We start from the raw sequence: 13,111 nt of genomic DNA, 5'->3' as shown, positions 1-13,111 counted from the left end.
CCCGCCGCGGGGTTACCGGGGCGGCCTTCGTCCTGGTGGCTTTACTGCCCGGCGGGGGTGTGGGATCCGTGCACGTTGTCGTCCGGGGCGCCGCCCCCCCCGAGCCGCGCCGCCACCCTGGCCATCGCGGGCAGGTGCGGTCGCACCCAGTCGACGAACCCGGCTCCGTCCGCGGGCGGAGCCTTCGCCGGCACTGGGTCGTCCGTCGTCATCGTCGGCATACCTTGTCTACCCCGGGGACCACCGGTCCGGTTGGGGCCCTCCCGCAAGTCAACGAGATCGGCCGGTTCAAGTCATGGTCCCGCGGGCCCGCGGACCATCACGGTCCTGACACAGCTGCCGGGACACAATCGAGTTGACGCCCCGCGACGGCCCGGCGTACTGTCCGATTCCTTCCCTTGACAACGGCATCGCTTTCGCGTGCCGCCACAGTGGTGTCCGAACCCCCGGTCCTTCGCGGAACCGGGGCGGTTCTGCGTGCCACTGGGCCTTGTCCGGACACCACTTCGAGTGTTCCGAAGGAGGTTGCGTGGGGGTTTACTGGGCGATCGCGGTGCGGTCGTTCCGCCGGTTCTCGACGTACCGGATCGCCACCTTGTCCGGCGCCTTCACCAACACGGTGTTCGGCTTCATCTTCTGCGGTGTCTACCTGACCCTGTGGAACGCGCGTCCCGGCCTCGGCGGGTACGACGTGTCCGACGCGCTCACCTTCGTCTGGCTCCAGCAGGGTCTGCTGCTGCCGGTGGGGATCTTCGGCGCGACCACCACGGCCGAGCTCGGCGAGCGGGTTCGTACCGGCGAGATCGCGGTCGATCTGTACCGGCCGACCCATCTGATGTTGTGGTGGCTCTCCGTCGACGCGGGCCGGGCGCTTTTCCAGTTGCTGGTCCGCGGTGGTGCTCCGCTGCTGGTCGGGGCGCTCGTGTTCGACCTGAACTTCCCGTCGTCGGCGGTGCAGTGGCTGGCGGTCGCGGTGGCCGTGGCGTTCGGGATCACGGTCAGCTTCGGGGTTCGCTACCTGGTCGCGCTGTCCGGGTTCTGGATCACCGACTCGCGCGGGATGGAGAACCTGGCGATGGCGCTGTCGCTGTTCTTCTCCGGCTCGACGCTGCCGCTGGTGCTGTTCCCCGGCTGGATCGGCGAGTTCGCCCGGGCCACGCCGTGGGCGGCCACGCTGCAGGTGCCGATCGACGTGTGGCTGGGACGGAATCCCGGTGGTGTCGGATCCGCGGTGGGTTTCCAGCTGCTCTGGATCTTGATCCTGGTGCTGGCCGGACAACTGGCGACGTACTTCGCGACGCGGAAGGTGGTGATCGCCGGTGGATGACTCAGCGCTGCGCAGAGCCCTCAGCTGGCCCGGTCAGTACTGGCTGCTGCTGACGATGTGGATGCGGTCCGGGCTGGCCTATCCGTTGTCGTTCGCGCTGACCGTGCTGACCGGCGTACTGATCACCGGCACCGACTTCGCCGCCGTGTTCCTGATGTTCAGCCACATCAAGTCGTTCGGCGGTTTCAGCCTGGGCGAGATGGCGATCCTTTACGGCACCGCCTCGATGACGCTCGGGCTGGCGAATCTGCTCACCGGCTCGATCGACCAGGTCGGGCAGCGGATCCGGACCGGCGAACTGGACGTGTGGCTGGTTCGCCCGGTGCCGGCCTTCCTGCAAGCGGTGGCCAATGACTTCGCGCTCCGGCGGGTCGGCCGGCCGCTGCAGGCCGGACTGATCCTGGTCATCGCCCTGTCCCGGACCGAGCTCGACTGGACCGTTGCCAAGGGCATCGTTCTCGGGGTGTCGCTGATCACCGGAACGCTGATCTTCGGCGCGATCTTCGTGCTCGGTGCCGCCTTCCAGTTCATCGCGATCGACTCGGCCGAGCTGTCCAACTCGTTCACCTACGGCGGGCAGCAGTTGACGCAGTACCCGCTGGTGGTCTTCGGCCAGGACGTCGTCCGCGCCGTCACCTTCGTCGTACCGCTCGCGTTCGTGAACTACTACCCGGTGCTCTACGTGCTGGGCAAACCCGCCCCGTTGGGGCTGCCGTCCTGGATCGGCCTGCTCGCGCCCTTGGTGGCCATCGCGATGATCGCGCTGGCGTCACTGGCCTGGCGAGCCGGTCTCCGCCGCTACCGCAGTACAGGGAGCTAGCAGTGTCCGTGATCGAACTGGAGAACGTGTCCCGCGCCTTCACCGTGACGAGTCGGGTCGGCCTGCGGCGTACTCGGCGGGAGGTGCGGGCGGTCGACGGGCTGTCCTTCACCGTCGAGCCCGGCGAGGTGATGGGCTACATCGGCCCGAACGGCGCCGGCAAGTCGACCACGATCAAGATGCTCACCGGCATCCTGGTCCCGACCGGCGGATCGATCCGGGTGGCCGGCGTCGACCCGTCCCGCCACCGGCTCAAACTGGCCAAACGGATCGGCGTCGTCTTCGGGCAGCGCACCACGCTGTGGTGGGACCTGCCGCTGAAGGACTCCTTCGCGGTGCTGCAGAAGATGTACGGCGTACCGAAGGCGCGGCACCTGGAAAACCTGGCCACCTTCGTGGAGCTCCTGGATCTGGGCGACCTCCTCGACGTACCGGTGCGGCAACTGTCGCTCGGGCAGCGGATGCGCGGCGACATCGCGGCGGCGCTGCTGCACGATCCGGAGATCGTCTACCTCGACGAGCCGACGATCGGCCTCGACATCATCAGCAAGGCGCGGCTGCGGGAGTTCCTGGCGCAGGTCAACCAGGAACGCGGCACCACCATCATCCTCACCACCCACGACCTGGACGACATCGAGGCGCTCTGCTCCCGGGTGATGGTCATCGACCACGGCCACCAGGTCTACGACGGCACCCTCACCGGCCTCCGGGCCAGCCAGTCGGCACCCCGCACCCTGATCGTCGACCTGGCCACTTCGCTGCCGCCCATCGACATCCCCGGCACCACCGTCACCAAAACCGAAGGCCCCCGCCAGCACCTGACCTTCCCACCCACCACCAGCGCCGCCCCGCTGGTAGCCCAGATCGCCGCCCGCTACCCTCTCGTCGACCTCTCCATCGCCGACCCCACCATCGAATCGATCATCGCCCGCCTCTACGCCAAGACCCCCTGATTCAGCCTGCTTCGGCGGTGGGCTCCGGGAGGTCTTCCAGGGCTGACCAAGGATCTCGGGGTGGGGAGATTCGGCGGCCGGGTGGGCAGATGTGGGCGTAGTCGCACCAGCCGCAGAGGGCGGAGGGTTCGGGTGGGAAGTGTTCGTCGGCTTCGGCTGGGGTGAGGCCGGTGCGCCAGCGGGCCTCGGCTGCCGCGGCGTCGTCGGCGATCGATTCGGCTCGGCGCTGGTGGCGGGCCAGCGACGCGTCGTCGTGGTCGGCGGCGGCGATCGTGTTGGTCGGTAGGTGGTGCAGCTCGACCCGGGTCGACGGCCGGCGCAGCACGCGGCGGGCGCCCAGGACGTAGAGCGCCATGGCCAGCGACGATCGGGCGTCCGTGCTGGTCAGCGGATGGCGGCCGGTCTTGTAGTCGACGATGGCCAGCTCGGATCCGCCGCTGCCGTCGCGGGCCGGGCGCTCGTCGATCCGGTCCACCCGGCCGCGCAGGCTGGCGCGCTCGGTGGTGAAGGCGACCGTGCGCTCGACGCCGAGCGGTTCGTGGTACGGGTCGGTGTCGCGGAGGTAGCCGAGGACCATGTCGGTGGCCCGTTCGCGCCAGGTCAGTGACTGCTGCTCGTCGCGGAATCCGTCCTGCCGCCAGCTCGAGCGGATCTTGGCGACCACCTCGTCCGGCGTACGCCGAGCCGCCGGCCAGCGGCCGAAGAACTCGGCGAGCACCTCGTGCACGACGCCACCGACCGTGTTGTGCGCCCACGCCGGGCCCTTCGGCGGGCGCGGCGTCTCCAGGTAGGTGTAGCGGTACTTGCGTCTGCAGTCGGCGAAGTTCAGCAGCTTCGTCGGTGTCGCGACGAACAGCTTGGTGGGCATGCCCGGCAGGGTGTCGGTCATCAGCCGGCCTTGATGAAGTCTGTCACCGCATCCGCCACCAGCTGGACTGCGATCGCGCTCAGCAGCAGACCCGCGATCCGGGTGACGAGGAGGACGCCGTTCTCCCCCAGCAACCGCATGATCAGCCCGGAGAACCGCAGCGTCAGCCACATCACGATGTGGATCAGCACGATCCCGACCGAGATCGCGACCACGTCCGGCAACGCACCGTCGGCGCGCTGGACGAAAACCATCGTGGCGACGATCGCGCCCGGCCCGGCCAGCAACGGCGTACCGAGCGGGACGAAGGCGATGTTCACGTTCTTGGTCTGGACCGGGTCCTCGGCGGTGTCGGTCAGCAACTGCAGCGCGATCAGCAGGAGCAGCAGGCCGCCCGCACACTGCAGCGCGGGAAGTGAGATGTGCAGCTGGCTCAGGATCTGCTGGCCGAAGATCGCGAACGCGACGATCACGCCGAACGCGACCAGGACCGCCTGCCACGCGGCCTTCTTGCGTACGGCGCGCGACTGCCCCGCGGTCAGCGAGATGAAGACCGGCACCGTGCCCGGCGGGTCCATGATCACGAACAGCGTGACGAAGACCGAGCTGAGCAACGAGAGGTTGATGATGTCGTTCATGGCAGGTAGGCCTCGGCCGCGGTGGCGTCGGGAGCGGCGGCCGCATTTGCCTTGGCCACCTCGAGCAGCCGCTCGAACTGCTCCGGCTCCGTCGTGTTCACGCCCAGGTCGTGGTCGACCTTGCCCGCGCCGTGGTGGTCGCTGGACCCGGTGTAGATGATGCCGAGTTCCTTCGCGATCGCGCGCAACGCAGTACGGGACTGCGGTGAGTGGTCCTGGTGGTCGACCTCGATGCCGGCCAGGCCGTGGTCGGTGACCAGGCGCGCGATCGTCTCGGCGGTCATCACCTTGTGGCTGGACCGGCCCCACGGATGCGCGATCACCGGTACGCCGCCGGCCGCGCGGACCACCTCGATCGCGCGGCCCGGCTCGATCGCGTAGTGCGAGACGTGCCCGGGACGCCCGTCGGCCAGGAACCGGTCGAAGGCCTCGCCGCGATCCGCGACGGTGCCGTTGGCAACCAGTGCGTCGGCGACGTGCGGGCGGCCGACGGACGGCGTACCGGTCGCTTGGGCGAGCACCTCGTCGACGGTCAGCGCGACGCCCATCCGGTTGAGGCGGGCAACGATCGAGGGAATCCGGTCGGTCCGGCCGTCCCGGACCGTGGACAGCTCGCCGGCCAGCGGCGGGTACGACGGGTCCAGCAGGTAGCCGAGCAGATGCACGCTGATGCCGTTGAGCTTGCAGGAGATCTCGATCCCCGGCACGAAGCCGATCCCGAGCTCCTCGGCGGCCCGCCGACCTTCGCCCCAGCCGTCGGCCGTGTCGTGATCGGTGAGCGCGATCACGTCCAGGCCGTCCCGCTTCGCATGCGCGATCAGGACGTCGACCGGGTCGGTGCCGTCCGAGCGGTTCGAATGGGTGTGCAGGTCGATGCGCACGAGTGATCGGGATCCCTTCTCTGGACAACTGTCAGCAGTGATGCTATCCGGGCCGGCCGGCGGCCCTATGGTTTTCCACATGGAAGAGCCGTTGGAGTTCCAGCCCCAGCCGCAGCGGGTCGACTGTGTCGGTGCTCTCGTGTACGACGAACAGCACCGGCTGCTCGTCATCCAGCGCGCCAACGAACCCGGCCGCGGACTCTGGTCGTTGCCGGGCGGCCGCGTCGAACCGGGCGAGGACGACTCGACGGCGGTGGCGCGGGAAGTCGCGGAAGAAACCGGTCTCACGGTCGAGGTCGGCGAGCTGGTCGGCGAGGTCGAACGCGATGCTCCGAACGGCAGGCTGTTCGTGATCCGCGACTACCAGGCGGAGCCGGTCGCTGGCACGCTGACAGCCGGTGACGACGCGCTGGACGCGCGGTTCGTCAGCCGCGAGGAGTTCGAGAACCTCCCCACCACGACGTTGCTCGCCTCGACGCTGGCGCAGTGGAACGCCCTGCCGGGGTAAATCGGTCGAAATCTGTCGGCGGGGTCACGCAGACTGCGGAGATGAACGACGCCGAGCTGGTTCGCGCGATCGAGGGCAATGCTGCTGAGCTGCTGCTGGCGATGGGAGCCGCGGGCGGCGGGCATCAGCGGTCCGACGGCGGGGTCTCTTGGACCATCGGTGGATCGCCGATCGACTACCACAACGCGGTAGTCGCCTGTTCGGTCGGCGAGGCCTCAGCGAATCGCGTGGTCGCGGAATCCCTTCAGGAGTTGAAGAATTCCGGCGTACCGGGGAGCTGGCACGTCGGGCCGTCGATGCGCCCGCTGGATCTGGGTGACCGGCTGCTGGCCGCCGGGTTTCGCCATGGCGGCGCAGAGCCCGGCATGGCCCTCCGGCTCACCGAACTGCGGGAGGCGGAGGCTGCCGGGCTGCGGGTCGAGCGCATCGGCGTTGCGGAGTTGGGGGTCTGGGCGGACACCTTGGGCCGGGGATTCGGGGAAGGCCCGAAGGAGGCGGAGTGGGTGGCTCAGGTCTACCGCCGGCTGGGCGTCGCGGATCCGTGGCGGCACTACTTGGGCTACCTCGATGGCGAGCCGGTCGCCACAGCGACGGTGTTCCTGGCGGCTGGGGTGGCCGGGGTGTACTTCGTCATGACGGTGCCCGAGGCGAGGCGACGCGGGATCGGCGCCGCGCTCACTTCCGCCGTACTGCGGGAGGCTCGCGACTCGGGCAGCCAGTACGCCGTACTGGGCTCGTCGCCTGCCGGGCGGTCAGTTTATGCGGGCCTCGGCTTTCGGAAGTACTGCGCGATCGACCTCTACGAGTGGGCGCTCCCGCAGCAGTAGGCCGGCCACGATCGCGACGACGACCGCGGTCAGGCCGTGGACGCCGAGAGCCGTCGCGGCCGAACCGCCGTGGGTGAAGACGGCGATCATGTCGAGGATCGGCGCGACCGTGACGATGGCCATCACGATCCCGGTCGCGCGGCGGTGGCCGAGCGCGAGCAGGACGAGGATGTTCAGCCCGAGGGCGAGGTCGCGACCGGCTTTGACCATGAAGTAGCCGGCCGCGTTGCCGGTCGGCCAGGGGTCGATGCCGAAGCCGCTGGCGGCACCTTGCCCGTCGAGCAGGTAGTTCAGGCCGAAGGTGATCGGCGCGAGGCCGAGGACGACGGTCAGGATGGTGGTCAGGCGGCGAAGAGTCATCTCATTGCTCCGTTTCTAGCGCTGCTAGGTTCGAGAGCAACGCTAACACTGTCGTCGGCAGAATGTCTAGCAGTGCTAGCATCGGGTCATGTCAGTGCAGCAGCGGAAAGAGAAGGCGCGGGAGGAACGCGGCCGGCTGATCGTCAGCGCCGCCCGGGAGCTCGCCGAGGCGGAGGGCTGGGAGGCGGTCACCACGCGCAAGCTCGCCGACAAGGTCGAGTACAGCCAGCCGGTCCTCTACAGCCACTTCAAGAACATGGACGCCATCGCCTCGGCGGTCGCCCTGCAAGGCTTCGACGAGCTCACCGTCGCACTGACGAAAGGCGTGGAGCGGGCTGGGTTGCGCGGGTTGGCGGATGCGTATCTGGAGTTCGCCCGCGAGCACCCGGCCTTGTATCAGGCGATGTTCGTGCGGCAGAGCGAGTTGACGTTCGCCGTCGGCGAGATCCCCGCCAGCCTGCGCGCGGGTTTCGCCGTCTTCCTCGCAGCAGTCGAACCGCACGCCGACGGCGACCCCGAAACACTCGCCGAACTCTTCTGGAGCTCACTCCACGGCCTCGCAACCCTCCAGGCCGGCTCCCGCCTCCGCCCAGACCTCCACGAGCACCGCATCGACCTACTCGTCAGACTGATCACTGCCCACTAGCGCTACCGATCTCGGCTGGTGCAGCCGATCTCGTCGCTCGTCCAACACTGAACCAGCGTGCCGCTCGGGCCGGGGGTCAGCAGCCGAGACTCGCCGCAGTCGCAGTCCTTGCCGCTGGGCGGCCGCAAGGTGACCGAGGCGGCGTACCTGTCGACGAGCTTGCGTCCACGGTAGACCTGCAGCTCCACCAACTTCCCAGACAGGTCTCCCGGGATCCCGACCGCCGGCCACGCGTCCCGCACCGAGCGGATCGCGTCACAGCGGTTGTCGACGCAGGTTCTGATGCCCGTCGAGCCCACCTTGAGCGAAGTCACGTAGATCTGCAGTCCCGGCGCACACGGACTGCAACTGATACCGCTCGAGCACGCCACCACCGCGAGCATCAGGGTGACTGATCCGATCAGCGTGCGGCGCATCCCTCATTGTCAGGTATCAGGCGTTCCACTGGTGGACGGCTGGGGAGCCGCGGTCCCAGCCGAGGATGGAGACGGTGGCTGTGTTGAGGACGAAGTGGCGGCCTTCGGTGACGTCGAGTTCCAGCCAGCGGGCGGTCAGGGCGCGCAGGGCGTGGGAGTGACCGAAGACGAGGACGTCGCCGTCGACCGCGGCGATCTTCGCGTTGACCCGGTCAAGACGCGTTGAGACCTGCTGCGGGGTTTCACCGTTCGGCGTGGGGTAGGCCCAGACCGTCCAACCGGGGACCGTCTTGCGGATCTCCGCGGTAGTGATGCCCTCGTAGTCGCCGTAGTTCCACTCGACCAGATCATCGTCGACCTCCGCATCCGCGAAGCCGGCCAGTTCCGCCGTACGCCGGGCACGCTGGCGCGGGCTGGTCAGCACCAGATCGAACTCCTGTCCCGCCAGCCGCTCCTTCAGCGACTTGGCGATCCGCTCCCCTTCCTCGGTCAGCGGCAGGTCGGTCGTCGACGTGTGTTTGCCCGACTTGCTCCACTCCGTCTCGCCGTGCCGAACCAGCCAGAGCCGGTCCTTCCGTTCCCCTGACTGCGCGTGTGTGCTCACCCCGCCATCGTCGCAGAAAGCCGGATCGACACCGGCCGAGCCCTTGACCAACCGCACCGGGACAAGGCAAGGTCGAAAACTGTAAGCGCTTCCACTTTTGGATGAGGAGACCGCGGATGCCCACCGGACCGACCGGCAGGCCCGCGACGATCTACGACGTCGCGGCGCTGGCGAAGCTGTCGATCGCGACTGTTTCGCGCGTCCTGCAAGGGACCGGCCCGGTGTCGGCAAAGGCGCGGGCGCGGGTGGACCAGGCGGCGAAGGAGTTGAACTACGTGCCGCTGCGGGCCGCTCGAAGTCTCGCTGTGCAACGGCACGAGGCGCACGGGCTGGTCCTGCCCGACCTGGCCGGTCCGTTCTACGGCGACCTGCTGATGGGGTACGAGCGATGGGCCGGTGAACACGGCCAGAGCGTGATCCTGACCGTCACTCACGGAAACCCCGATCCGTCCCGAACCCTCCGTGACCTGGCCAGCCGGGTCGACGGGATCGTTGTCCACGGCAACGCGCTCGACCTGCCCGCGATCCAGGGCTTGCGGCGGGCGAACGTCCCGATCGTCCTGGTGGCCCATCCACCGCTCACCGGCTGCGACTCGGTGCGCACCGAGAACGCCTCCAGCGCAGAACAACTGACCAGCCGACTCCTGGACGACGGCCACCAGAACTTGCTCTTCGTAGGCGACCCCGACAGCTCCTACGACGTCTCCGAACGCTACACCGGCTTCACCGCAGCACTCCGAGCCCGAGGCCTCGAAGCCCCAAAGCCAGAACGAGTCCCCCTGACAGAAGAAGCAGGCACAGCCTTCGCCACCAAGTTGCTAGAAGCAACTGATTGGTCTGCGGGGCGGGTGGACGGGTTGGTTTGTGCCAACGACGAATTGGCGTTGGCGATCGTGAAGGGCCTGGGGGACGGCGGTGTTCGGGTGCCGGGGGATGTGGTGGTGACGGGGTGGGATGACGTGATGGCGGCTCGGTATGTGTCGCCGGGGCTGACGACGGTGCGGCAGCCGATGGCTGAGTTGGGGCGGTTGGCGGCTCAGCGGTTGCACGAGCGGATCAGCGGTGAGCGGACACGGGCGCGGAACGACGTACTGGGGACGGAGCTTGTGCTGCGCGGTAGTTGCGGCACGGGACCGGGAGAAACACAGGTAGCACCATCAACCGGTTGAGGAGAAATCACTGATGTTCACCCAGACCACCCGCCGCCGACTGGTGATCGGCGGTGCGGCACTGACGGCGACCACGCTGGCCCTGGCCGGCTGCGGCCGCTCGGACGACTCCGGAGAATCAGCGCCGAAGGCAACGACCAGTATCAGCGACGGACCCGCCACCGGCGAGCTGTCCGTCTGGGCGATGGGCACCGAGGGTGAGAACCTGCCCAAGCTGACCGCCGCCTTCGAGCAGGCCAACCCGGGCGCCAAGGTCAAGATCACCCCGATCCCCTGGGACGCCGCGCACAGCAAGTTCACCACCGCGATCACCGCGCAGACGCTGCCGGACGCCGCGATGGTCGGCACCACCTGGATGGGTGAGTTCGCCGATCTCGACGCGCTCGACCCGACCCCGGCCGGGATCGACACCAGCGGCTTCTTCGAGGGCGCCAACGAGACCACCAAGGTCGGCGGGACCAGCTACGGCGTCCCCTGGTACGTCGAGACGCGGCTGGTCTACTACCGCAAGGACCTGGCCGCCAAGGCCGGGATCACCACGCCGCCGACCGACTGGGACGGCCTCAAGGCGATGGCGAAGGCGATGAAGGAGAAGGCCGGAGCGAAGTACGGGATCAATCTGCAGCCGGGCGGAACGGGATCGTGGCAGACCGTCATGCCGTTCGCCTGGTCGGCCGGGGCGGAGATCACCACCGACGACCAGAAGCAGTTCACCTTCGACACGCCGGAGATGCAGGAAGGGCTGAAGTACTACCAGAGCTTCTTCACCGACAAGCTGGCCGGGATCGACCTGCCGGCGAACCAGACCGAGGCGCAGTTCGTCAGCGGTGAGGTGCCGATGTTCATCTCCGGTCCGTGGATGGCGGGCTCGGTAGCCAAGCTCGGTGGCGACAAGATCAAGCCGAACATCGGCGTGTTCCAGCTGCCGAAGAACAAGACCGCGACCTCGTTCGTCGGCGGCAGCAACTTCGTCGTCTTCAAGAACAGCAAGAACAAGGACAGTGCCTGGAAGCTGGTGAAGTGGCTGTCCGACGCGAAGACGCAGGCGCAGTGGTTCAAGCTGTCCACCGATCTGCCGGCGGTGAAGAGCGCCTGGGAGGACCCCAGCATCGCGAGTGATCCGCTGCTGCCGGTGTTCGGCAAGCAGCTCGAGGATGCGAAGGCGCCGCCCGCGATCGTGAGCTGGGAGCAGGTCGCGGCCGCGTTCGACGCCGAGGTGGAGAAGATGGCCAAGTCCGGCCAGTCCCCCGCCGACACCGCCAAGGCGATCCAGACCAAAGCAGCGTCGATCGGCACCGGCGGCTGATCGACAATGAGCTCAGCAACACTGAAAGCTCCGGGGCAGCCGAAAGATCTGACCCCGGGGCCGGCGGAGCGGCGCGGCCGGTCGGGTGCTGCAGGGAGGCAGACGGCGGCCGCGTGGATTCTGACCTTGCCGTTTGTCGTGCTCTTTCTGGGATTTACTGCGGGGCCGGTGCTTGGGTCGTTGGGGATGAGTTTTACCGATCTGAAGCAGCGTGATCTGCGGACGCCGTTCGCGGTGAACGGGGTCGGCTTCGACAACTACCTGCGGGCTTTCCAGGACGAGACATTCCGCAAGGCGGCGCTCAACACGGCGTACTTCGTCCTGGTCGGGGTGCCGTTGACGCTCGTCCTCGCGTTGGCGGCGGCGCTCCTGCTGGACCGCGGCGTCAAGCGGTTCCAGAGCCTGTTCAAGGTCGGCTACTACCTGCCGGTGATCACCTCGATCGTCGCCATCGCGGTGATCTGGCGGTTCGTGCTCGCCCCGGAGGCCGGGCTGCTGAACACGGTGCTGTCCTGGGTCGGCATCGACGGGCCGAACTGGCTCGCGTCGAAGACCTGGGCGATGCCGTCGCTGATCATGATGGCGGTCTGGCGCAACTTCGGCTCGGCGATGATCATCTTCCTGGCCGGTCTGCAGGGCATCCCGCAGTCGGTCGAGGAGGCCGGCCAGCTCGACGGTGCGGGCTCGTGGCAACGGTTCCGGTACCTGATCCTGCCGTTGCTCCGGCCGACCGTCCTGTTCACCAGCGTCACCACCGGGATCGGCTACCTGCAGTTCTTCGAGGAGCCGTTCGTGATGACGCAGGGCGGGCCGCTGAACAGCACGGTGTCGGTGTCGATGTACACCTACCAGCAGTTCGGCTTCGGCAACTACGGCCTGGCCACGTCGATGAGCTACATCCTGTTCGTCGTCATCGCGGTCGTGACCTTCATCCAGTTCAAGCTGCTGAGGGAGAAGTGATGCGCCGGACCTGGTGGATCTACCTGATCGCGATTCTCGGGCTGGTCGCGGTGGCCGCGCCGTTCCTGTGGATGCTGCTCGGCAGTTTCAAGACCCAGGGCGAGCTGCTCCGGGTGCCGCCGACCTGGTTGCCTGAGGCACCGACCACGCAGAACTACGACAACCTGTTCAGCAAGGCGAACTTCCCGCGGTACTTCCTCAACTCGACCGTCGTCGCGCTGGCCGTGACGGCCGGCAACCTGTTGTTCTGCTCGATGGTCGGTTACGCGCTGGCGAAACTGAACTTCCGCGGCCGCAACGCGTTGTTCGTGCTGGTCCTCGGCACCCTGATGGTGCCGGGCGTGGTCACCTTCGTACCGCTGTTCGTCCTGGTCACCAACGCCGGACTGGCCAACACCTATCCCGGCCTGATCCTGCCGTTCCTGGTCTCGCCGTTCGGGGTGTTCCTGATGCGGCAGTTCTTCCAGGGCCTGCCCGACGACCTGATGGACGCCGGCCGGGTGGACGGCACCAGCGAGCTCGGCATTTTCGCCCGGATCATGCTCCCGTTGACCAGGCCTGCCCTGGCCACTCTCGGGATCCTCACCTTCCTCGGCTCCTGGAACAACTTCCTGTGGCCCTTGGTGGTCGCCCAGACCGAGGAGAAGTACACCCTGCCCGTCGCCCTGGCGCTGTACTCGACCGGCCAGAACGCGCAGAACTTCGGCCTGCTGATGGCCGGCGCGGTCGTGGTCGTCGTACCGGTGCTGGTGATTTTCCTGGTCTTCCAACGCCACGTCACCAAGGGCATCGCCATCACTGGCTTCAAATAACTCTCTGGAGGCTCCG

17 protein-coding genes are annotated in these 13,111 nt (G+C 67.8%); 10 read left to right on the top strand and 7 right to left on the bottom strand.

Going from position 1 to position 13,111, the window contains the following annotated elements; translation table 11 throughout:
* Positions 1-41 precede the first annotated feature (41 nt).
* Entirely contained in the window at positions 42-212 is a 171-nt protein-coding gene (locus AB0F51_RS30230) for a hypothetical protein (RefSeq protein ID WP_360285350.1), read from the bottom strand.
* A gap of 317 nt (positions 213-529) precedes the next feature.
* On the opposite strand from AB0F51_RS30230, the gene AB0F51_RS30225 reads away from it, so the two are divergent.
* From AB0F51_RS30225 to AB0F51_RS30215, 3 genes are read left to right on the top strand one after another with little or no spacing between them, the layout of a single operon-like run.
* Positions 530-1,327 carry an ABC-2 family transporter protein gene (locus AB0F51_RS30225; protein ID WP_360285348.1) on the top strand — a complete coding sequence of 266 codons (798 nt, stop codon included), beginning with the start codon at positions 530-532 and terminating at the stop codon, positions 1,325-1,327.
* Positions 1,320-2,147 (top strand): ABC transporter permease, encoded by an 828-nt coding sequence (locus AB0F51_RS30220; RefSeq protein ID WP_360285346.1) that lies wholly within the window; start codon positions 1,320-1,322, stop codon positions 2,145-2,147. Before AB0F51_RS30225 ends, AB0F51_RS30220 begins: the two co-directional genes overlap by 8 nt.
* 2 nt (positions 2,148-2,149) lie before the next feature.
* A complete protein-coding gene (locus AB0F51_RS30215) occupies positions 2,150-3,100 on the top strand; it encodes an ATP-binding cassette domain-containing protein (protein WP_360285344.1) in 951 nt (316 codons plus the stop codon).
* A 1-nt stretch (position 3,101) separates the two neighbouring features.
* Here AB0F51_RS30215 and AB0F51_RS30210 read toward each other — a convergent pair whose 3' ends face one another.
* From AB0F51_RS30210 to AB0F51_RS30200, 3 genes are read right to left on the bottom strand one after another with little or no spacing between them, the layout of a single operon-like run.
* Positions 3,102-3,989, bottom strand: coding sequence for a PD-(D/E)XK nuclease family protein (locus AB0F51_RS30210; protein ID WP_360285342.1), 888 nt, complete (start codon positions 3,987-3,989; stop codon positions 3,102-3,104).
* Complete coding sequence (locus AB0F51_RS30205; RefSeq protein WP_360285340.1) at positions 3,989-4,606, bottom strand: MarC family protein; 618 nt, start codon at positions 4,604-4,606, stop codon at positions 3,989-3,991. The genes AB0F51_RS30210 and AB0F51_RS30205 overlap by 1 nt, the downstream gene beginning before the upstream one ends.
* On the bottom strand, positions 4,603-5,487 hold the full coding sequence (locus tag AB0F51_RS30200; protein WP_360285339.1) for a PHP domain-containing protein: 885 nt from the start codon (positions 5,485-5,487) through the stop codon (positions 4,603-4,605). The genes AB0F51_RS30205 and AB0F51_RS30200 overlap by 4 nt, the downstream gene beginning before the upstream one ends.
* A gap of 79 nt (positions 5,488-5,566) precedes the next feature.
* On the opposite strand from AB0F51_RS30200, the gene AB0F51_RS30195 reads away from it, so the two are divergent.
* The gene (locus AB0F51_RS30195; RefSeq protein ID WP_360285338.1) at positions 5,567-5,995 is read left to right on the top strand and encodes an NUDIX hydrolase; all 429 of its coding nucleotides are present in this window, start codon (positions 5,567-5,569) and stop codon (positions 5,993-5,995) included.
* Between the two features lie 41 nt (positions 5,996-6,036).
* Complete coding sequence (locus tag AB0F51_RS30190) at positions 6,037-6,822, top strand: GNAT family N-acetyltransferase (protein WP_360285337.1); 786 nt, start codon at positions 6,037-6,039, stop codon at positions 6,820-6,822.
* Here AB0F51_RS30190 and AB0F51_RS30185 read toward each other — a convergent pair.
* Positions 6,748-7,182 (bottom strand): DUF4267 domain-containing protein, encoded by a 435-nt coding sequence (locus AB0F51_RS30185; RefSeq protein ID WP_360285336.1) that lies wholly within the window; start codon positions 7,180-7,182, stop codon positions 6,748-6,750. The genes AB0F51_RS30190 and AB0F51_RS30185 overlap by 75 nt on opposite strands.
* An 88-nt stretch (positions 7,183-7,270) precedes the next feature.
* Between AB0F51_RS30185 and AB0F51_RS30180 the strand changes: the two genes are divergently transcribed.
* Entirely contained in the window at positions 7,271-7,828 is a 558-nt protein-coding gene (locus AB0F51_RS30180; RefSeq protein ID WP_360285335.1) for a TetR/AcrR family transcriptional regulator, read from the top strand.
* Between the two features lie 2 nt (positions 7,829-7,830).
* On the opposite strand, the gene AB0F51_RS30175 is transcribed toward AB0F51_RS30180, so the two are convergent.
* Complete coding sequence (locus AB0F51_RS30175; RefSeq protein ID WP_360285333.1) at positions 7,831-8,244, bottom strand: hypothetical protein; 414 nt, start codon at positions 8,242-8,244, stop codon at positions 7,831-7,833.
* Between the two features lie 16 nt (positions 8,245-8,260).
* The gene (locus tag AB0F51_RS30170; RefSeq protein ID WP_360285331.1) at positions 8,261-8,848 is read right to left on the bottom strand and encodes a histidine phosphatase family protein; all 588 of its coding nucleotides are present in this window, start codon (positions 8,846-8,848) and stop codon (positions 8,261-8,263) included.
* A 116-nt stretch (positions 8,849-8,964) separates the two neighbouring features.
* On the opposite strand from AB0F51_RS30170, the gene AB0F51_RS30165 reads away from it, so the two are divergent.
* The 4 genes from AB0F51_RS30165 (at position 8,965) to AB0F51_RS30150 (ending at position 13,095) form a co-directional block, all read left to right on the top strand.
* Positions 8,965-10,017, top strand: a complete 1,053-nt coding sequence (locus AB0F51_RS30165; RefSeq protein WP_360285330.1) for a LacI family DNA-binding transcriptional regulator — start codon at positions 8,965-8,967, stop codon at positions 10,015-10,017.
* A gap of 13 nt (positions 10,018-10,030) precedes the next feature.
* On the top strand, positions 10,031-11,323 hold the full coding sequence (locus AB0F51_RS30160; RefSeq protein ID WP_360285329.1) for a sugar ABC transporter substrate-binding protein: 1,293 nt from the start codon (positions 10,031-10,033) through the stop codon (positions 11,321-11,323).
* Between the two features lie 186 nt (positions 11,324-11,509).
* Complete coding sequence (locus tag AB0F51_RS30155; protein ID WP_360285327.1) at positions 11,510-12,283, top strand: sugar ABC transporter permease; 774 nt, start codon at positions 11,510-11,512, stop codon at positions 12,281-12,283.
* Entirely contained in the window at positions 12,283-13,095 is an 813-nt protein-coding gene (locus AB0F51_RS30150; RefSeq protein ID WP_360285326.1) for a carbohydrate ABC transporter permease, read from the top strand. The genes AB0F51_RS30155 and AB0F51_RS30150 overlap by 1 nt, the downstream gene beginning before the upstream one ends.
* The last annotated feature ends 16 nt before the right edge of the window (positions 13,096-13,111 follow it).

The organism is Kribbella sp. NPDC023855 (assembly GCF_040639475.1).
GTDB lineage: Bacteria > Actinomycetota > Actinomycetes > Propionibacteriales > Kribbellaceae > Kribbella.
This window is presented reverse-complemented; position numbering and strand designations above follow the sequence as displayed.

What these genes read in the sequence shown, in the direction of transcription:
- AB0F51_RS30230 (WP_360285350.1), bottom strand. Translation starts at nt 212, where the DNA reads ATGACGACGGACGACCCAGTGCCGGCGAAGGCTCCGCCCGCGGACGGA.
- AB0F51_RS30210 (WP_360285342.1), bottom strand. Translation starts at nt 3,989, where the DNA reads ATGACCGACACCCTGCCGGGCATGCCCACCAAGCTGTTCGTCGCGACA.
- AB0F51_RS30195 (WP_360285338.1), top strand. Translation starts at nt 5,567, where the DNA reads ATGGAAGAGCCGTTGGAGTTCCAGCCCCAGCCGCAGCGGGTCGACTGT.
- AB0F51_RS30180 (WP_360285335.1), top strand. Translation starts at nt 7,271, where the DNA reads ATGTCAGTGCAGCAGCGGAAAGAGAAGGCGCGGGAGGAACGCGGCCGG.
- AB0F51_RS30155 (WP_360285327.1), top strand. Translation starts at nt 11,510, where the DNA reads ATGAGTTTTACCGATCTGAAGCAGCGTGATCTGCGGACGCCGTTCGCG.
- AB0F51_RS30175 (WP_360285333.1), bottom strand. Translation starts at nt 8,244, where the DNA reads ATGCGCCGCACGCTGATCGGATCAGTCACCCTGATGCTCGCGGTGGTG.
- AB0F51_RS30185 (WP_360285336.1), bottom strand. Translation starts at nt 7,182, where the DNA reads ATGACTCTTCGCCGCCTGACCACCATCCTGACCGTCGTCCTCGGCCTC.
- AB0F51_RS30205 (WP_360285340.1), bottom strand. Translation starts at nt 4,606, where the DNA reads ATGAACGACATCATCAACCTCTCGTTGCTCAGCTCGGTCTTCGTCACG.
- AB0F51_RS30165 (WP_360285330.1), top strand. Translation starts at nt 8,965, where the DNA reads ATGCCCACCGGACCGACCGGCAGGCCCGCGACGATCTACGACGTCGCG.
- AB0F51_RS30190 (WP_360285337.1), top strand. Translation starts at nt 6,037, where the DNA reads ATGAACGACGCCGAGCTGGTTCGCGCGATCGAGGGCAATGCTGCTGAG.
- AB0F51_RS30150 (WP_360285326.1), top strand. Translation starts at nt 12,283, where the DNA reads ATGCGCCGGACCTGGTGGATCTACCTGATCGCGATTCTCGGGCTGGTC.
- AB0F51_RS30160 (WP_360285329.1), top strand. Translation starts at nt 10,031, where the DNA reads ATGTTCACCCAGACCACCCGCCGCCGACTGGTGATCGGCGGTGCGGCA.